The sequence below is a fragment of the Haloarcula sp. CBA1115 genome (genome assembly GCF_000827835.1).
GTDB lineage: Archaea > Halobacteriota > Halobacteria > Halobacteriales > Haloarculaceae > Haloarcula > Haloarcula hispanica.
The window spans coordinates 3,310,931-3,327,302 of the sequence record NZ_CP010529.1; the positions used below are offsets into that span (position 1 = coordinate 3,310,931).

The following is a 16,372-nucleotide window of genomic DNA, read 5'->3' on the forward strand; positions in this document are numbered from 1 at the left end:
TGCCACCACGCGCTCAGTCCGCGCCGCCGCGGATGTCGTTCATGTGGTCGATACGCTGCTGAACCAGGTCGGCCGTACCGATGTCGTGGCGGACCCGAAGCCCCTCCGTGCCGGCCCGTTGGAGTGATGCCTCAGCGATGGCCTCTGCGTCGCCAATCGTTTCGGCCAGGCCGACGACGGCGTAGGATCGCGACGTGGTCGTGTAGATGCCGTCCTCGCGGTCGTCGACGCTGGCGTAAAACAGCAGCGCCTCCGGAGCCGTCTCCGCGTCGTCGCCGGACTGCTCGCGGTGATCCTGAACGACTTCCGCGATGACATCGTCGTCAATGGTCACCTTCGCCCCGGCGTCGGGGTCGGTCGGGTAGCCGTCCGGGACGGCGTACTTGCAGACGGTCGCCATCGGGCGGAAAGAGAGTTGCGGCAACGGCTCCTCGTCGCGGGCGGCAGTCAGCACGTCGAGGAAGTCCGTGTTGAGCACCGGCAGCGTGTTCATCGCCTCGGGGTCGCCGAAACGGGCGTTGAACTCCACGACGCGGGGCCCGGTCTCGGTGAGCATGAACTGGCCGTAGAGAACACCTTTGTAGCCCTCAAGCGCGTCGACGGTCGCCCGGAGCACGTCGACGGCGTCCATGTAGTCATCCTCGTCCATGAACGGGAGGTGGAGGCTGGAGTCCGAATAGCTCCCCATCCCGCCGGTGTTCGGCCCCTCGTCGCCCTCGTAGGCGCGCTTGTGGTCCTGCACCGCCGGCGTGACGCGCAGTTGGCCGTTGGCGACAAAGGCCTGGACGGTGAACTCCTCGCCGACGAGGCGCTCCTCGAGGACGACGCGGTCGTAGTCGGAACTCCGGAGGTATTCCTTGGCCTCCGCGGCGGTACACTGGTCGCCGATGACACGGACGCCCTTGCCGCCGGTGAGGCCGGCGGGCTTGACCGCGAGGTCGCCGTCGTACTCGTCGATGTACTCGCAGGCGGCGTCCATGTCCTCGAACGTCTCGAAGTCCGGACAGCCGGGGATGTCGTGTTCCCGCATGAACCGCCGCTGGAACGCCTTGTCCGTCTCGATGCGAGCCTCCGCCTCCTGTGGCCCAAAGGTGTAGACGCCGGCGTCGTCCAGCGCGTCGGCGACCCCGGCTGCAAGGGCCGCTTCGGGTCCGATGACGGCGAGCGTCGCGTCGACCTCCTGGGCGTAGGTCGTCACTGCCGTCGGGTTTGTCGTGTCGAGTGCCTCGAAACCGTCGGCCAGTGCGACAATACCCGGGTTCCGGTTGCCGGCACAGGCGTACAGCTCCCCCGGTGAGTCCGCGAGCGAGCGCGCAATCGCGTGTTCCCGGCCGCCGCCACCCACGAGCAGCACTGTCTCTGTCATACTCGAAGGCCGGATTGGCTCTCACCTAAGTATTGTCTTTTCGCCGGTTTTCGCTGACTGCGACGGTCGTTTCCACATCGGAAGCGCTGTCGTGTACGGTCCGCCGGACAGAGACCGAGAGCTACTTTGCCCAACCTTGTGACACACAGGTGCATGCCCTCGTCCCGCCCCTTCATCGACCCCGCTACAGGAGAGTTGGAGATAGCCAGAATTATCTCCGAAGCCGTTCCGCTGGCGAAACTCATCGGCGTGTTCGTCGCTGTGAGCCTCCCTCCCTACGCCGTCGCGCTCTTCGGCGCGGAGAACACCGCACTGGGTGCATTACTGGCCCTACTCGGGGATTTTATCCTCGCCGTCGGAGCCGGCGTCGTTCTCATGTACGTCATCGTCCGTGGCATCCAACTGGCTGACGAGTGAGGCCTAGCTGCCGTCGTCGCGTCTCTTTTCCCCGCGGCGCTCCCAGCCAGAGGTATGAGCGACACGACGGACCCGACCTCTCGCAACCGACTCGACGAGGCAGAGAGCCCGTATCTCCGCCAGCACGCGGACAACCCCGTCAACTGGCAGCCCTGGGACGAGCAAGCCCTGGAGGCCGCCAAGGAACGGGACGTGCCTATCTTCCTCTCGATCGGCTACGCGGCGTGTCACTGGTGTCACGTCATGGAGGAGGAGAGCTTCGAGAACGAGGCCATCGCCGAGCAACTCAACGAGCACTTCGTCCCGATAAAGGTCGACCGCGAGGAGCGGCCGGACCTCGATTCGGTGTACATGAGCATCTGCCAGCAGGTGACCGGCGGCGGTGGCTGGCCGCTGTCGGCCTGGCTCACGCCCGAAGGCGAGCCGTTCTACGTCGGGACGTACTTCCCGCCGGAGGAGAAGCGCGGCCAGCCGGGCTTTGGCGACCTGCTCCAGCGGCTCGCCGACTCGTGGTCGGACCCCGAACAGCGCGAGGAGATGGAGAACCGCGCCCAGCAGTGGACCGAGGCCATCGAGAGCGACCTCGAAGCGACGCCGGCTGACCCTGAGGACCCCGCAGAGGACATCATTCAGACCGCCGGCACCATCGCCCACCGCGGCGCGGACCGGCAGGACGGCGGCTGGGGCTCCGGCGGCCCGAAGTTCCCCCAGAACGGGCGGCTCCATGCACTTCTGCGAACCCACGCGGACGGCGGCCAAGAGGACTACCTGACCGTCGTCGAGGAGACGCTGGACGTGATGGCCGACCGGGGGCTGTACGACCACGTCGGCGGGGGCTTCCACCGCTACGCGACGGACCAGCAGTGGGCCGTCCCGCACTTCGAGAAGATGCTGTACGACAACGCCGAGATCCCGCGGGCCTTCCTCGCCGGCTACCAGGCCATCGGCTCGGAGCGCTACGCGTCGGTCGTGCGGGAGACCTTCGAGTTCGTTCAGCGCGAGCTGCAACACCCCGACGGGGGCTTTTTCAGCACGTTGGACGCCGAAAGTGTCCCACCTGAAGATTCGGATGGCGACAGCGAGGAAGGGCTGTTCTACGTCTGGACGCCCGAGCAGGTCCACGACGCCGTCGATGACGAGACTGACGCTGACATCTTCTGTGACTACTACGGCGTCACTGAGCCGGGCAACTTCGAGGGGGCGACGGTGCTCGCCGTCCGGAAGCCGGTGTCAGTGCTGGCCGAGGAGTACGAGCGAAGCGAGGACGACATCACGGCGAGCCTCCAGCGCGCACTGAACGAGACGTTCGAGGCCCGCGAAGAACGTCCGCGGCCGGCCCGCGACGAAAAGGTGCTGGCCGGCTGGAACGGTCTGATGATTCGGGCGCTCGCCGAGGGCGCGATTGTCCTCGATGACGCCTACGCCGACGTGGCCGCCGACGCCCTCTCGTTCGTTCGGGAGCACCTGTGGGACGCCGATGCGGAGCGACTCAATCGCCGCTACAAGGACGGCGACGTGGCCATCGACGGCTATCTGGAGGACTACGCGTTCCTCGGCCGCGGCGCGCTGACGCTGTTCGAGGCGACCGGCAACGTGGAGCACCTCGCGTTCGCGATGGACCTCGGCCAGGCCATCACCGAGGCGTTCTGGGACGACGACGAGGGCACGCTCTTTTTCACGCCGACCGGCGGCGAATCGCTGGTCGCGCGACCCCAGGAACTGACCGACCAGTCGACGCCCTCCAGCACCGGCGTCGCCGTCGACCTCCTGCTGTCGCTATCCCATTTCAGCGACGATGACCGCTTCGAGACGGTCGCAGAGCGGGTCATCCGCACCCACGCCGACCGCGTCTCCTCGAACCCGCTCCAGCACGCCTCGCTCACGCTAGCGACGGATACCTACGAGCAGGGTGCGCTGGAACTGACGCTGGTCGGCAATCAGCCCGATTATCCGAGCGAGTGGACGGAGACCCTCGCCGAGCGGTACGTCCCGCGCCGCCTGCTGGCTCACCGACCGGCCGACGAGGGCCGCTTCGAGCAGTGGCTCGACGCGCTCGAACTGGACGAGTCGCCGCCGATCTGGGCCGGCCGCGAGCCGGTCGACGATGAGCCGACGGTGTACGCCTGCCGGAACTTCGCCTGTTCGCCGCCGAAACACGACCTCGGGACGGCGTTAGACTGGGGCACAACGGCCGACGACGGAGAGTAGCCTCACGCCATCGCGTCTTCGATCTGGTCGGCGAGAGACACGGCGATAGGGACCGGCTCCTCCTCGACAAAGCGGGCTATCTCCTCGCCGTCGTGCTCGACGACGACCGTCGGAATGAGTTCGATGTCGTACTCCTCGACATGTGGTCCGGTTTTCGAGCCGTCGTCTTCCTTCTCGACGGGATAGTGGTGAATCTGGGCGTCCGGGATATGGGCGGCTTTCAGGGCCGCGCCGAAGTCGGGGAGCTGGGCCCGGCAGTCCTTGCACCAGTCGCCGCCCCAGATCTTGTACTCGAACTCATCAGCGTAGTGTGTGAGAACGTCGACGGTGTCGGAATAGGCGTCTTCGACCCACACCGGGTTCGGCTCCATGGTTTCGAGCGTTTGACTCATAGCTGGCTGTATGTAGTCAGGGGGCTTGAAATCCCCGGCCGTGAATTTTCCGCTTCAGACGGGCTCCAGCGGAAAATCGGTGTTTCAGCCGAGGCGAGTCCGGACGCGCTAGCGGTCGACTCGGACAGTCGTCCGAACGTCCCGAGACGACCGGCCGATTTCGACGGTGTAGGTCCCGGAATCGACTGTCCAGCCGGAATCCGTGTCGTACCGCGAAAGCGCCAGGTCGTCCAATGTCAGCTCCACCGTCTGCCGTTCGCCGGCGTCCAACTGCACGGCCTCGAACCCGGCGAGTTCGCGCTCCGGGCGGTCGACGCCGTCCACGGATGGCGGTCGGACGTAGGCCTGAACGACCTCTCGGCCCGGCCTGTCGGCGACGTTCTCGACGGGGACTGCGACTGTCTGTTCGCCTGTGGTTTCGGCATCGCCGTACTCGAACGCCGCGTACGAGTGGCCGTGGCCGAACGGGTAGGTCGGGTCCACATCCGCGTCGTCGAAGTGTCGGTAGCCGATAAAGACGCCCTCATCGTAGTGGACTTCGTCATCGACACCGGGATAGCGGCGTTCAGTCCCTGCAGTCGGATACTCGCTTTCCGGGGCGAAGGTGACCGGGAGCCGGCCGCTCGGGTCGCGGTCGCCGTAGAGGACGGCGGCCGCCGCGTCCCCGTCCGCCTGCCCGGGATACCACTGTTCGAGGACCGCGGCCACGTCCTCCCGCCACGGGAGTTCTACGGGGCCGCCGGACCTGACGACGACCACGGTGTTCTCGTTGGCGGCCGCGATGGCCGAGACGAGTTCATCCTGTCGTCCCGGCAGTTTCAGGGAATCCCGGTCCCGCGCCTCTGTCGTCGCGTCGCGGACGAACACGACGGCGACATCGGCGGACTCGGCTGCCGTGACGGCGTCGTCGAGCGATGGTTCCCGGTCGGCTGTGTCGCCAGCCGCACCGTCGGTTTCGTCGTCCTCGCCGACGAACGGCAGGAGGTCGAACAGCGAAACGGATTCGATTTGCGGGACGCCGAGCGCTGTCGTGACTGCGCCCTCGGAACGAGATTCGATCCCGTCGACCGGGGTAACCGAGTGGATCGGCGTTGTTTCTGAGGAGCCACCACCGCCCAGTTTCGGCTCGTCGATATTCGGCCCGATGACGGCCACGTCCGCCCCGTCATCCAGCGGCAGGACGCCGTCGTTGTCGAGCAACACGGTTCCGCGGGCCGCAACGGCCGAAGCGATATCTCGGTGTCGCTGGCTGTCGAGTTCGCCCACCGACGCGTCGCTGCTTTCACCGGCTTCGGCAGTAGTCCGATTACTGTCCAGCCGCCCGAATCGATCTATCTGGCCGAGAATCCGCCGAACCATGTCGTCCAGCCGGCCGGCCGGGACTTCGCCGCCGTCGATGGCATCGGCGAGCGGGTCGCCGAACAGGCCCGCCCGCGTTGCGTCCGGGATGCCGTCGGGCCACTCGAACTCCTCGTCGCCATCCGCGGTGTCGCTGTCGGCGGCTTCCGCTGCGCCGGGGGCCGCCACGCCGGGCATCTCCAGGTCCATGCCTGCATTCGCCGCGTCGACGGTGCTCTCCAGTCCGTACCAGTCCGAGACGACGTAGCCGTCGAACCCCCACTCGCCTTTGAGTACGTCGCCGACGAGGCGCTCGTGGTCGCTCATGTGCGTGCCGTTCACTCGGTTGTACGCCGTCATCACCGACCCGACGCCGGCGTCGACGGCCGCGCGGAACGGCGGGAGGTACAGCTCTCGGAGGGTCCGCTCGTCCACTTCGGCGCTAACGGTCGTGCGGTGTGTCTCCTGGTTGTTTGCGACGAAGTGTTTCACTGTCGCCGCGATATCCGCGGACTGAATGCCGTCGATAAGGCCGGCCCCGACAGCGCCGGCGTGGACGGGGTCCTCGGAGAGATACTCGAAGTTGCGACCGCAGTGTGGAATCCGGATGATGTTCACGCCGGGCGCGAGCAACGCGTCCTGATCGAGCGCCGTCGCCTCGCGGCCCATCGCCGCTCCCTGTCGCCGAGCCAGGTCGAGGTCGAACGTCGCCGCGGTCGCAATCGACGCCGGAAAGGCGGTCGCACGTTGGCCCTCAGCGCGGATTCCCAGCGGCCCGTCGACGAGGCGAAACGGCGGAATCCCGGCCGCCTCAACGCCAGAGATGTATCCCGTCGCTGTGCCTTCCGGGTCGGTTGCGCCGCGAACGAGCGCGAGTTTCTGTTCGCGGGACAGCCGGGCGAGCACCGCTCCAATGTGGTCGTCGTCAGCCATATCGCAGTTCACAGCCGAGCGGGCCTTATACTGTCGGCTGCTCAGGACGGCGTCTCAGAGAGCTGTGTCGACCTTGTTTCGAGCCCCGAAATGACGAGTTTCGCGCCGCCGGACCGGCTCTCCGTCATCTCGACGTCCCACCCGTGGGACTCGACGACGTGCTGGACGATGGCCAGTCCGAGGCCGGTCCCCGACTCGGAACTGGTGACGCCGTGCGTGAATACCTCCTCTCGTTCCTCGGGCGGCACGCCGGGGCCGTTGTCGCTGATCGTGAACCCGTCCGGGGTGGCGTCAACGCGTATCGTTACCCCCGCGCCGCCGTGTGCCACACTGTCGTCGGACCCTGTCCGACTGTGCCCGTGGTCAGCGCTGTCGTCGGCATCTGGTCGACTGCCTGTGGAACCATGTTCCACACTGTTCCGAACCACGTTTTCGAACAGTTGCAGGAGCTGGTCACGGTCGCCGATAATCTCCCGGTCGCCGTCGATTCGCAGCGTCGCCTTGCCGGTGTCGACGTGGCCCCAGGCCGCCTTCGCCAGCGCCGAAAGCTGTAGCTCGACCCTGTCAGTCGTCTTTTCGTCGCGGGCGAAGGCGAGTACCTCGTCGATGAGGCTACTCATCCGGTCGTGGGCCTCCTCGACACGGTCGAACTCTTCGGGGTCGTTCCGCTCTCGGGCCAGCGCCAGTCGGCCCGAGGCCACGTTCAGCGGGTTCCGGAGGTCGTGAGAGAGGACAGCGGCGAACTGGTCGAGCTGCTGGTTCCGGCGTTCGAGTTCCCGCTCGCGCTCTTTCTGCTCGGTGATTTCGTGGACGAGAAACACGCGTCCGACCAGCGCGTCGTGGGAGTCATACAGCGGGGTGAGTTGGACGTCGAAAAACCGGTCGCGCTGCTCGATGACGGCCTGCGTTTCCTCGGCGTCGTCGTTCAGGCCGCGGTACTTTTCCAGTAGCTTTGGCGACGTTTCGAGCGCGTCCTCGACGGATTTCCCGACGATATCTTCGTCTCCGAGCAGTTGCCGGCCGACGTCGTTGGCCTCGATTATCGTATCGTCCGTATCGACGACGAACACAGCGCTGTTGAGGGATTCGACGACCTCCCGGTAGGCGACCGGCGAGATGTCCAGCAGTCGGCCTTTGAAAAACGCCCACGAGAGCGTGAGCCCGGTGCCAGCCAGCAACAGCGGTGTAAATTCGATTGCGGTATCACCGAAGATGCTGACAACGCTCCCGAACCACGGGAGCACGATAGCCAGTAGGACGGCGTACACCTGCTTCCGGTACAGGCCGCCGGAGACGAGTGCGTAGTGGATGAGAAGCGCACTCGACACGGCGATGAGTGCATAGGAGTATACCAGATGCCCCCAGAAGACCGGTCCAGGGGTTATCTCCCAGCCGTACATACCAGCGTCCGTCGGGCCGGAGATAGCGTATATCGCACCGTCGGGGCCGACAAACAGCGCGGCAAAGAACACGAGAGGTTCGACAGCCAGTAACGCGACGGCCCGCCAGCCGAGATACCGGTCGCGGCCGGTGTAGGCCAGCGCGAACACGAACAGGCCGGCCATCGCGGGCATCACGCCGACGTACAGGCCGTACGCGAAGAACAGAGCCAACTCAGTCCCGCGCGTCAAAACACCGACCGCGGCACAGAGGTCCCATATCGAGAGCCCGGCGAGCAGAACAGAGAGCGCGGTCCCGCCGGGAGAGTCACGCCGGCTCCACGCGTACACCGACAGCGTCCCGAGGACAACGGCCACGACAAGCAGGGAAAAGGCATATGCAACGAGCAGCGTGGCCATTGACGTATAATCCGGCTCTGCGAGTAAATGGGTTCCGCCCAGTTCGAGGGATTTACCCACTCGCTCGGCATACCGGTGGGTATGCCTGTCGACAAGCAGGAGTTCGACGAGATACTGTCGTTCGAGCTCCACGAACCCGCGGACATTCTCGACGCCGACAAACTGTACACCATCCCGGAAATCGCCCGCCTCCTGCAGGGCCTCCCGGCGGACGCCGAACTCAGCGAGGCCAGCGAGTCGGTGTTCATCGACTGGGCCATCCCGTGGATGATCTTCAATCAGGACGACCTCGTCATCGCCGACCCGCAGGACGACGACGTCGTCGGGCTGTACGGCCTCGCTGAGTCATGAAGCTCCTCGTTGCCGGCAGTGACCGGGTCGACGCGGGCAAGACCACGTTCAGCGTCGGCCTGCTCGAACGGACCAGCGCTCAGGGGTTCAAGCCCAGAGCGGGCAACAACTACTGGTTCGACCACGACGACTATCAGCGAGCGACAAACGAGGGGCGGCTGTACGGCAAGGACGCCAAGCGCCTCGCGGCCGCGTCACCGAGCGATGTCGCACCGGAAGAGATCAATCCGATTCACCGCCTCTGGCACCCCTCACCGGGAGCCGAGACGGGCCTGCTCGGGAAAGAAAACCAGCAGTTCGTCGTGGACCGGGTCGGCCGTCCGAGTTCTGAAACCGGGGTCGAATACGTCGTCAACGGGACCGTCGACCTGCCGGAGTCCGTTGCCGAACGACTCCCGGTTGCCAACGCGCCACGGGTCACCTCAGTCGCCGATTTCAACGACCTGATGCGGGTGATGCACGTCGAGGCACTGGAGTCACTCGCCGCGGACATCGAGACGACGGACCGGGCGGTCGTCGAGTCCTACGGCGACGTGGCCCGGCCGCTGTCGGGCGTCGAACCGGACGCCGTGGCCGTCGTCGAGCCGGGACGAGCACGCATCTACGACGGCGACCGGTACAGCAAGGCCTGTCAGATCGCCACCGGTGGTCCCGGCGACGGGCAACTGGAGGAACGGGTGCCGAACGTCGTCGACCTTATCGAGCAGGTCGCAGCAGTACGGCTCCCCGCACTCGATAGCGAGCAGCGCAACGACCCGGCGGCGGTCGCCGATGCGTACGACCACGCCTACGACGCCTTGCTGGCCTGTGCCTTCGACTAAAACTATCGCTCAGCCGCAGCCTCAGAACTTCGCGGCCTGCAGGGCCAGTTCGATGTCCTGGTACGGCGCGTCGGTGACGCTCGGCCCGTGGCCAGTGTGCATCTCCTGTAAGTCCTCGTCGACAACCGACAGCACCCGCTCGATACTGTCGACGAGCAGACTACGGTCGCCTTCGTCGAGGTCGGTCCGGCCGAAGCTCCCGTTGGCGAATACGAGGTCGCCGGCGAACAGGACGCCGGCTTCGTCCGAGTAGAAGCAGAGATGGTCGTTCTTGTGGCCGGGCGTGTGCAGCGCCCGGTAGTCGTGGTCACCTAGCTGTATCGTTCCGTCATCAGCGATAGCGTGCTCGACACCGTCCTGGTCCGTGTCGTAGCCGTACACCGGCACGTCGAAGGCGTCGACGACGCTGTCGAGGTTCTCGACGTGGTCGTAGTGGGTGTGGGTGACCGCAACAGCGTCGATGTCGTCGACGTGTTCTTCGACGGCCGACACCACGTCGAACTCGTTGCCGACGTCAACCAGAACGGTTCGGTCCCCAGTGACGAGGAACACGTTGCTCGTGAAGGCCTGCTGCCCACGGGCGAGGTTTCGAATCATTACCCGCCTATTGACCGTCGTCCCGGATGTGGGTATCGTTCTGTCACCGGCCGAGACGCGCTACACGCCCGCACCCACAGGGCTATGTACGTGGATATGCAAACGGGGGATAGTAGAACATTATGTCAGATTCGGACCTACCTGTGGTGCTTATCGTCGAAGACGAACCAGATGTTGCCGAGACGTACAAACTGTGGCTGCAACAGGAGTACGAGGTCCGCATGGCACAGAACGGCGACGAGGGCCTGGAGCAACTGGACGCGGATGTCGATGTCGTGTTGCTCGACCGGATGATGCCCGGACTTTCCGGGGACGAAGTGCTGGAGCGTATTCGCGAGCGGAAGCTGGGCTGTCGGGTGGCAATGGTCACTGCCGTCGAACCGGACTTCGATATTCTGGAGATGGGCTTTGATGCATACCTCTCAAAGCCGATTCGGAGCGAACAGCTCCACGAGACGGTCGACAATCTGCTCGACCGCTCCGAGTACGACTCTCTGCTGCAGGAGTACTACGCGCTCGTCGAGAAGCAGGCGACGCTGGAAGCGACGAAATCGAGCGCAGAGCTGGCGGAGAGCGACCAGTACGACGAACTGACCCAGAGAGTCGCAGAGATGCGAGACGACCTCTCGGAGACACTCGGTGGCATCGAAGACGACTCCGATTTCATCGCAACGCTTCGCGGACTGAGCGACGATGAAGACAACTGAGCGACAAACAATGTATGATCTCACCTCAGTACTAGAGTTCGATGCGCTCAGTGAGGTCCGGCCAGGGTCCAGCATCCTGATCTCCGGCCCAGCAATGAGCGGGAAGGAACGACTCGCATACGATATTCTCGCCGATGGTCTGCGAAAGGACGACGGCGCAGTGGTCGTGACGACCGGAGACGGCGCGGGCAGCGTCGTCGAGGAGTTCCGGTCGCTCGTGCCCGACCTCGACGACTCCCAGCTCGGTGTCATCGACTGTCGGGGCGAAGGTGGCACGGACGAGGAGGCAATCGGCAACGCCCACGCCCACCACGTCTCTTCGCCCGGTGATCTCACCGGCATCGGTATCGGCATCACGAAGGCGCTGGAGGGACTACACAACGCCGGCAACGAACAGGGCCGTCTGGCCCTCGTCTCGCTGTCGACGATGCTGACCTACACGGACAAGAAGACCGTGTTCAAGTTCTGTCATGTGCTGTCCTCGCGGCTGGACTCCGCGGGCTACATCGGCGTGTTCACCATCGACTCGGGAGCCCACGACGACCAGACACTGCAGGTCATCAAGCAGGCGTTCGACGGGATGATCGACGTGCGCGACGCCGAGGGCGGCGGCCGCGAGGCCCGCGTGCTCGGCCTCGCCGGCGAGCCGACCGACTGGCAGGACATCTGAGTACGTCGCCATCCACAGGCGGTCCGAACCCCGTGTCGGTCCGGGAAGGAAGTATTTTGCCGCTCCGGTTCACCCACCCGATATGGACGTAAAGCTGCTCGAAGCCACAGACGACCCCGAGGACCTCATCTGCAAGGCAGCACGTAACGACTACAGCGACACCTCCGTCGGCAGCCAGTCGTTCGAAGCGACGATGGCTGAGGTCGACGGAGACACCCTTGACGACAAGAAGGAGACGCTCATCGGCCACCTGCTCGACCACGGCCACTTCGGTCCGTTCGAGCACGCGCAGGCGACCTTCGCCGTGGAGGGGGTCTCCCGCTCCTGTATGGCCCAGATCACCCGCCACCGCCACGTCTCCTTCGACGTGCAGTCGATGCGGTACGTCTCCTTCGACGACGTGGACCCCGAAGCCGTCCGGGAAGGCGAACTGGTCGTGACGCCGCCGTCCGCGACGGACCCGGACTGGATCGGCCGGAACCAGCAGAAAGCGAGCGTCTCCGACGAGGAGTTCGAGAAGCGCACGGAAATATTCAAAGACACCATCGAACAGGCGGTCGAATCGTACCAGGAACTGCTTGAGCTGGGAATGCCACCGGAAGACGCTCGGTTCGTGCTGCCAATCGGAACAAAGGTGAACATCGTGATGTCGATGAACGCCCGGATGCTGATGCACGTCGCGGACATGCGAGCCGCGGCGGACGCACAGTGGGAGATCCGGGAGATGACCGAGGAGATGCTCGACCTGGCAGCCGACTGGTGTCCCAAGACCTTCGACTACTACGAGCGGGAGATGAAGGGACGCAAGAACCGGCTCGCACCCTGACAGAGCCGCACTTCTCGCGGCAGTTCAGAACAGCTGTCTTCGGTCGTGGGCATCGACAATTGTTGGATCGACCTTGATACTCACAACGGCAATAGCGAGACACGAGCCGTTTTGTTGCGTCAACGACCGGATTTCAGAGTATCAAAAGACGAAACGAGTACGACACATTCATTACCGCACATCCTAGATAAACAATTGTGTCTTACGAGGTTGAACGTCCCACCCGTCGGTCGGGCACTGCGTCTGATGTGATGTGTGCTGTCGACGATGTCGACGGCCAGCAGCGGTTCGTCATCGCCGATATTGCCCACGATGACATCTGGATTTCGATGGTAGCGGACGAGACCTGCACACTTACAACCTGGCGATAGCGGGCCACCACCGGCTGTGACGGATTCTTGTAGATAGTTCCGGATAGTGCTGACCTCGGGGTCGACACAGACCGGGAAATCGCTCAAACAGTCCGTATGAAAAGTTTTTGTTGACCGCTCTGTGACGTAGGAGTATGGAATACGACGACATGCTCGACCGGGCGATGGAGGAGACGCCCGAGATTGACGGCACAAGCGAGCGGTTCGAGGTCCCCGATCCAGACGTCCGACAGGAAGGGAACGTCACCGTCTACGAGAACTTCCAGTCGACGTGTTCCCGGCTCGGACGCGAGGACGACCATGTGATGAAGTTCCTCCAGAACGACCTCGGGACAAGCGGCCACATCGACGAGAGCGGTCGAGCGCGCCTGACCGGCGAGTTCGATGCCGACCGTATCGAGGCGTCCATCGACGAGTACGTCGACGAGTTCGTGCTCTGCTCGGAGTGTGGGCTGCCGGACACGCAACTGGAACGGGAACAGGGCGCGCTGTTGCTCCGCTGTGAGGCGTGTGGCGCCCGCTCGGCGACGAGCGAGTAGCTACTGCAGACCTTTCAGCGTCTGCAAGTCGTTTTCCGTGCGGGTAAAAACGGCGAGCCGATGGCTCGCGTGACAGTTCGGGCAGTGGAACGTCGTGTCGTGTCGCGGCAAGTCCGTTGGCGTCGACTCCCAGTCTTTCTTACACTCAGGACAGAGCAATCGAACGTACGCTTCCTCCATGTATGTTACTCACACACATATCCAACGATAAAAAGCCTTGGCGTCTCCCCATTAGTCTGCCTTCACCCGGGCGTCAGGCCGGAAGGTCCTCGGCTTCGAGGAGTTCCTTGTACCGGTTTCGAATAGTCACTTCGGAGATGTCGGCGACGTCGCTGACCTGACTCTGTGTGACCTTCTCGTTGGTCAGCAACGCGGCGGCGTAGACGGCCGCTGCGGCGATGCCGACCGGCGATTTGCCGGAGAGCATCCCCGACTGGCGAGCACCTTCGATGAGGTCCCGTGCCTGTCGCTGGGTCTCCTCGCTGAGTCCGAGGTCGGAGATGAACCGCGGGAGGTAGTGTTCCGGGTCCGCCGGCTGGACTTCGAGGCTGAGTTCCCGGACGATGTACCGGTAGGTCCGTGTGAGTTCCATCTTTTCGACGCGGGAGACGCGGGCCATCTCGTCCAGCGACCGGGGGTTTCCGGCCATGCGAGCGGCCGCGTACAGCGCGGACGTGGCGACGCCCTCAATGGAGCGGCCCGGAAGGAGGTCGTCACCGAGCGCGCGTCGGTAGATGACGCTGGATGTCTCGCGGACGTTCTGGGGGAGTCCCAGCGCCGAGGCCATCCGGTCGATTTCGCCCAGCGCCTGCTTGAGATTGCGCTCCTTGGAGTCACGGGTACGGAACCGCTCGTTCCAGGTCCGGAGCCGCTGCATTTTCTGGCGCTGCTCGCTGGAGAGGGAACGCCCGTAGGCGTCCTTGTTCTGCCAGCCGATGTTGGTCGAGAGCCCCTTGTCGTGCATCATGTTCGTCGTCGGCGCACCGACGCGGGACTTGCGGTCCTTCTCTGCGGAGTTGAACGCCCGCCACTCCGGCCCGTGGTCGATCTCGTCCTCTTCGACGACCAGTCCACAGTCCTCACAGACTGTTTCGCCGTGTTCGGAGTCCGTAACGACGTTGCCACTACATTCGGGACAGGCCTCTACAGCCTCCTGCTCCGTCGGTTCGGATATTTGCTCGTCTCGTTCTCGTGTGCTCGTCCGCGTTGGTGATTCACTCATGATTGGGAGTTCTGTTCTGCCGGGTGCAGAAATTTTAAGACTGTTTGGGGAAACTGTCTTATCCTATAGTTAGTCCGTAAAGTATATAAATCTTTCTCCGTATTTCCGCAGGAACCGCCGGATAGCGGGGTGATAGGGTATGACATGGTCCGCCGTACGGCTATATAATCTTGGTGGTTATCGCCGCCGTCCGTGCACAACGCATAAATGGGGGGCTGCACCGCCGTGCGACTCCATCTGTGCTCCGTCGAACGACCAGTCCTCACCTCGATACGACCGCTCCTGATCGGTCGGGAGCGGCAAGTGGGTCCCGGAATTACCGGGTCAGCGGGAGTCACCGTGTGGTTCCGCACATCGTGGGGGAGTGATGAGATATAAAAAGCGATGTTACCAGTCGATACAGTTTGGTTACAATTACGCTCCAGATGCATACATCCGCGCGACGAGAGCCCCCGTTCGTGGGATGTCGCGGCGACCGCTCAATCGAGCGAGATCCACGCCAGAAACAGCAGCCCTCCGAGCTCCAGTATCGCAACGAATGTCATCGCGCGACCGGCGACAGGGGCGGCGCTTCGCAACAGCACGGCGACCTCCGGGTCAAGGACGTAGTAGTAGACGGACAGGCAGTTCTCGGCGAGCAACAGTACCCCGAAGACCGTCAGTCCGAGCGCGTGTTTCGAACCCACTGCCAGGTAGTTCCGGACCCAGACTGACAGTAGCACGAGCAGGACCACGACGTTGAGCGCGGACGCGACACTCGCCGCGGTCATCCAGACTGCCATCTGTGCCCTCCTATGCCGGCTCGTGGTAAGACTCCTTTCCCGATTTCAGCCATTGTCACTCGATCTCCGCGATGATTTCCTCGATGGTGTCCCAGTACTGTTCGGTCCTGTCCGTCAGCGTGTAGACGGAGCCGTAGTCGCCGCCGGTGTTGTCGACGACGCCGTTGTCCAACAGCACGTCAAGGTGGTGCCGGACGGTCTTGTAATCGAGGTCAAGGTCCTCCGCCAGTTGGTTAGCGTTCCGGGGCCGTCGCTTGAGGGCCTTGAGGATACGGGCTCTGTTTGGCCCCCCACGGGTCCCGGAGAGAACGTACCAGAGGACACCCTCCATCAGCGGACCCAACTCTCCGGGCGTACGTATATCCACTGGCCGATTGTGCGATAACTGCCTACGAGCGTAACGGCGGAAGCTAATTGTCAGCGGTGGGCATCAAGAACCCGAAGCGGTCGTCGCGGGGTGGCAATTCTGGCCGGCTGTCACGCACGGGCTCGAGATAGTCGTGCGCCGGGTTACGGCTGCAACACGCCGTCGATGGCGTGGATGAAGCCGTTGGAGGCCTCGATGTTCGTGTCGACGATATCGGCCTGGTCGCCGTTGAGGTCAGTCCCGTCTACGTCGATCTTCGCCCCGTTCAGCGTCGGGATTTTCTCCGAGTCGACGACGGAGCTTGCGTCTCGCTCGCCCGGTGCGACGTGGTACGTGAGGACGTCCACGAGGAACTCGTCGTCAACATCGCCGACGTTGTCGACAGTGATTCCCGCGGCGTTAAACGCATCGTCGGTCGGCCCAAACACCGTCAGCTGACGGTTCCCGCTGAGTGTCTCGCCGATACCGGCTTCCGCGACAGCGGCGACCAGCACGTCGAAGCCGTCGGCCGCCATGGCCACGTCAATGATCGTATCGCCGTCTCTCGGCGGCGCGGCAGTCGCGGCACCGACGCCACCGACTGCGACTGCTGTTCCGGCACCGATACTCCGTAACACACTGCGCCTGGTCTGTTTCATGGAAACCCGGGCGATTCGGAGGACTGTT

At 64.0% G+C, this 16,372-nt stretch carries 19 protein-coding genes; 9 read left to right on the top strand and 10 right to left on the bottom strand.

Annotated features, from left to right (window positions below):
• Positions 1–13: 13 nt before the first annotated feature.
• Entirely contained in the window at positions 14–1,366 is a 1,353-nt protein-coding gene (gene purD, locus SG26_RS16470) for a phosphoribosylamine--glycine ligase (protein ID WP_050038162.1), read from the bottom strand.
• Between the two features lie 153 nt (positions 1,367–1,519).
• On the opposite strand from purD, the gene SG26_RS16475 reads away from it, so the two are divergent.
• Both SG26_RS16475 and SG26_RS16480 read left to right on the top strand, forming a co-directional pair.
• Positions 1,520–1,783, top strand: coding sequence for a hypothetical protein (locus tag SG26_RS16475; protein ID WP_050038163.1), 264 nt, complete (start codon positions 1,520–1,522; stop codon positions 1,781–1,783).
• A gap of 54 nt (positions 1,784–1,837) precedes the next feature.
• Complete coding sequence (locus SG26_RS16480) at positions 1,838–3,991, top strand: thioredoxin domain-containing protein (protein ID WP_050038164.1); 2,154 nt, start codon at positions 1,838–1,840, stop codon at positions 3,989–3,991.
• Between the two features lie 2 nt (positions 3,992–3,993).
• Here the strand turns inward: SG26_RS16480 and SG26_RS16485 are convergent, their stop codons facing one another.
• From SG26_RS16485 to SG26_RS16495, 3 genes are all read right to left on the bottom strand, one after another.
• Positions 3,994–4,383, bottom strand: coding sequence for a thioredoxin family protein (locus SG26_RS16485; RefSeq protein WP_050038165.1), 390 nt, complete (start codon positions 4,381–4,383; stop codon positions 3,994–3,996).
• A gap of 108 nt (positions 4,384–4,491) precedes the next feature.
• Positions 4,492–6,654, bottom strand: coding sequence for a glycoside hydrolase family 3 C-terminal domain-containing protein (locus tag SG26_RS16490; RefSeq protein ID WP_050038166.1), 2,163 nt, complete (start codon positions 6,652–6,654; stop codon positions 4,492–4,494).
• A 41-nt stretch (positions 6,655–6,695) separates the two neighbouring features.
• Positions 6,696–8,453, bottom strand: coding sequence for a histidine kinase N-terminal 7TM domain-containing protein (locus SG26_RS16495; protein ID WP_050038167.1), 1,758 nt, complete (start codon positions 8,451–8,453; stop codon positions 6,696–6,698).
• A 27-nt stretch (positions 8,454–8,480) separates the two neighbouring features.
• On the opposite strand from SG26_RS16495, the gene SG26_RS16500 reads away from it, so the two are divergent.
• Positions 8,481–8,804 carry a DUF5827 family protein gene (locus SG26_RS16500; protein WP_079980837.1) on the top strand — a complete coding sequence of 108 codons (324 nt, stop codon included), beginning with the start codon at positions 8,481–8,483 and terminating at the stop codon, positions 8,802–8,804.
• Positions 8,801–9,625: an ATPase gene (locus tag SG26_RS16505; protein WP_050038168.1), complete on the top strand. Its 825-nt coding sequence runs from the start codon at positions 8,801–8,803 to the stop codon at positions 9,623–9,625. The genes SG26_RS16500 and SG26_RS16505 overlap by 4 nt, the downstream gene beginning before the upstream one ends.
• A 21-nt stretch (positions 9,626–9,646) precedes the next feature.
• Here the strand turns inward: SG26_RS16505 and SG26_RS16510 are convergent, their stop codons facing one another.
• Positions 9,647–10,222 carry an MBL fold metallo-hydrolase gene (locus SG26_RS16510; RefSeq protein WP_050038169.1) on the bottom strand — a complete coding sequence of 192 codons (576 nt, stop codon included), beginning with the start codon at positions 10,220–10,222 and terminating at the stop codon, positions 9,647–9,649.
• A gap of 122 nt (positions 10,223–10,344) precedes the next feature.
• Here SG26_RS16510 and SG26_RS16515 point away from each other — a divergent pair, with 122 nt between their 5' ends.
• The 5 genes from SG26_RS16515 (at position 10,345) to SG26_RS16530 (ending at position 13,335) form a co-directional block, all read left to right on the top strand.
• Positions 10,345–10,929, top strand: a complete 585-nt coding sequence (locus tag SG26_RS16515; RefSeq protein WP_023843291.1) for a response regulator transcription factor — start codon at positions 10,345–10,347, stop codon at positions 10,927–10,929.
• Positions 10,930–10,939: 10 nt separating this feature from the next.
• Positions 10,940–11,599 carry an ATPase domain-containing protein gene (locus tag SG26_RS16520; protein ID WP_044951863.1) on the top strand — a complete coding sequence of 220 codons (660 nt, stop codon included), beginning with the start codon at positions 10,940–10,942 and terminating at the stop codon, positions 11,597–11,599.
• An 82-nt stretch (positions 11,600–11,681) separates the two neighbouring features.
• Positions 11,682–12,425 (top strand): FAD-dependent thymidylate synthase, encoded by a 744-nt coding sequence (thyX, locus tag SG26_RS16525; protein WP_008308896.1) that lies wholly within the window; start codon positions 11,682–11,684, stop codon positions 12,423–12,425.
• 197 nt (positions 12,426–12,622) lie between these two features.
• The gene (locus tag SG26_RS21220) at positions 12,623–12,796 is read left to right on the top strand and encodes a hypothetical protein (RefSeq protein WP_154020804.1); all 174 of its coding nucleotides are present in this window, start codon (positions 12,623–12,625) and stop codon (positions 12,794–12,796) included.
• A gap of 134 nt (positions 12,797–12,930) precedes the next feature.
• Complete coding sequence (locus SG26_RS16530) at positions 12,931–13,335, top strand: translation initiation factor IF-2 subunit beta (protein WP_014040534.1); 405 nt, start codon at positions 12,931–12,933, stop codon at positions 13,333–13,335.
• Here SG26_RS16530 and SG26_RS16535 read toward each other — a convergent pair whose 3' ends face one another.
• The 5 genes from SG26_RS16535 to SG26_RS16555 all read right to left on the bottom strand — a co-directional run bounded on the left by SG26_RS16535 (position 13,336) and on the right by SG26_RS16555 (position 16,344).
• Complete coding sequence (locus SG26_RS16535; RefSeq protein WP_004515550.1) at positions 13,336–13,515, bottom strand: hypothetical protein; 180 nt, start codon at positions 13,513–13,515, stop codon at positions 13,336–13,338. It abuts the gene before it with no gap.
• A gap of 73 nt (positions 13,516–13,588) precedes the next feature.
• Positions 13,589–14,557, bottom strand: coding sequence for a transcription initiation factor IIB family protein (locus SG26_RS16540; protein WP_014040535.1), 969 nt, complete (start codon positions 14,555–14,557; stop codon positions 13,589–13,591).
• Between the two features lie 479 nt (positions 14,558–15,036).
• Entirely contained in the window at positions 15,037–15,339 is a 303-nt protein-coding gene (locus tag SG26_RS16545; protein WP_023843293.1) for a hypothetical protein, read from the bottom strand.
• Between the two features lie 55 nt (positions 15,340–15,394).
• Positions 15,395–15,670, bottom strand: coding sequence for a winged helix-turn-helix domain-containing protein (locus SG26_RS16550; RefSeq protein WP_014040537.1), 276 nt, complete (start codon positions 15,668–15,670; stop codon positions 15,395–15,397).
• A 179-nt stretch (positions 15,671–15,849) separates the two neighbouring features.
• Positions 15,850–16,344: a fasciclin domain-containing protein gene (locus SG26_RS16555; protein WP_050038170.1), complete on the bottom strand. Its 495-nt coding sequence runs from the start codon at positions 16,342–16,344 to the stop codon at positions 15,850–15,852.
• Positions 16,345–16,372 lie beyond the last annotated feature (28 nt).

What these genes read in the sequence shown, in the direction of transcription:
- SG26_RS16505 (WP_050038168.1), top strand. Translation starts at nt 8,801, where the DNA reads ATGAAGCTCCTCGTTGCCGGCAGTGACCGGGTCGACGCGGGCAAGACC.
- SG26_RS16510 (WP_050038169.1), bottom strand. Translation starts at nt 10,222, where the DNA reads ATGATTCGAAACCTCGCCCGTGGGCAGCAGGCCTTCACGAGCAACGTG.
- SG26_RS16540 (WP_014040535.1), bottom strand. Translation starts at nt 14,557, where the DNA reads ATGAGTGAATCACCAACGCGGACGAGCACACGAGAACGAGACGAGCAA.
- SG26_RS16480 (WP_050038164.1), top strand. Translation starts at nt 1,838, where the DNA reads ATGAGCGACACGACGGACCCGACCTCTCGCAACCGACTCGACGAGGCA.
- SG26_RS16475 (WP_050038163.1), top strand. Translation starts at nt 1,520, where the DNA reads ATGCCCTCGTCCCGCCCCTTCATCGACCCCGCTACAGGAGAGTTGGAG.
- SG26_RS16490 (WP_050038166.1), bottom strand. Translation starts at nt 6,654, where the DNA reads ATGGCTGACGACGACCACATTGGAGCGGTGCTCGCCCGGCTGTCCCGC.
- SG26_RS16500 (WP_079980837.1), top strand. Translation starts at nt 8,481, where the DNA reads ATGGGTTCCGCCCAGTTCGAGGGATTTACCCACTCGCTCGGCATACCG.
- SG26_RS16535 (WP_004515550.1), bottom strand. Translation starts at nt 13,515, where the DNA reads ATGGAGGAAGCGTACGTTCGATTGCTCTGTCCTGAGTGTAAGAAAGAC.
- SG26_RS16530 (WP_014040534.1), top strand. Translation starts at nt 12,931, where the DNA reads ATGGAATACGACGACATGCTCGACCGGGCGATGGAGGAGACGCCCGAG.
- purD (WP_050038162.1), bottom strand. Translation starts at nt 1,366, where the DNA reads ATGACAGAGACAGTGCTGCTCGTGGGTGGCGGCGGCCGGGAACACGCG.
- thyX (WP_008308896.1), top strand. Translation starts at nt 11,682, where the DNA reads ATGGACGTAAAGCTGCTCGAAGCCACAGACGACCCCGAGGACCTCATC.
- SG26_RS16545 (WP_023843293.1), bottom strand. Translation starts at nt 15,339, where the DNA reads ATGGCAGTCTGGATGACCGCGGCGAGTGTCGCGTCCGCGCTCAACGTC.
- SG26_RS16520 (WP_044951863.1), top strand. Translation starts at nt 10,940, where the DNA reads ATGTATGATCTCACCTCAGTACTAGAGTTCGATGCGCTCAGTGAGGTC.
- SG26_RS16555 (WP_050038170.1), bottom strand. Translation starts at nt 16,344, where the DNA reads ATGAAACAGACCAGGCGCAGTGTGTTACGGAGTATCGGTGCCGGAACA.
- SG26_RS16485 (WP_050038165.1), bottom strand. Translation starts at nt 4,383, where the DNA reads ATGAGTCAAACGCTCGAAACCATGGAGCCGAACCCGGTGTGGGTCGAA.
- SG26_RS16550 (WP_014040537.1), bottom strand. Translation starts at nt 15,670, where the DNA reads ATGGAGGGTGTCCTCTGGTACGTTCTCTCCGGGACCCGTGGGGGGCCA.
- SG26_RS16515 (WP_023843291.1), top strand. Translation starts at nt 10,345, where the DNA reads ATGTCAGATTCGGACCTACCTGTGGTGCTTATCGTCGAAGACGAACCA.
- SG26_RS16495 (WP_050038167.1), bottom strand. Translation starts at nt 8,453, where the DNA reads ATGGCCACGCTGCTCGTTGCATATGCCTTTTCCCTGCTTGTCGTGGCC.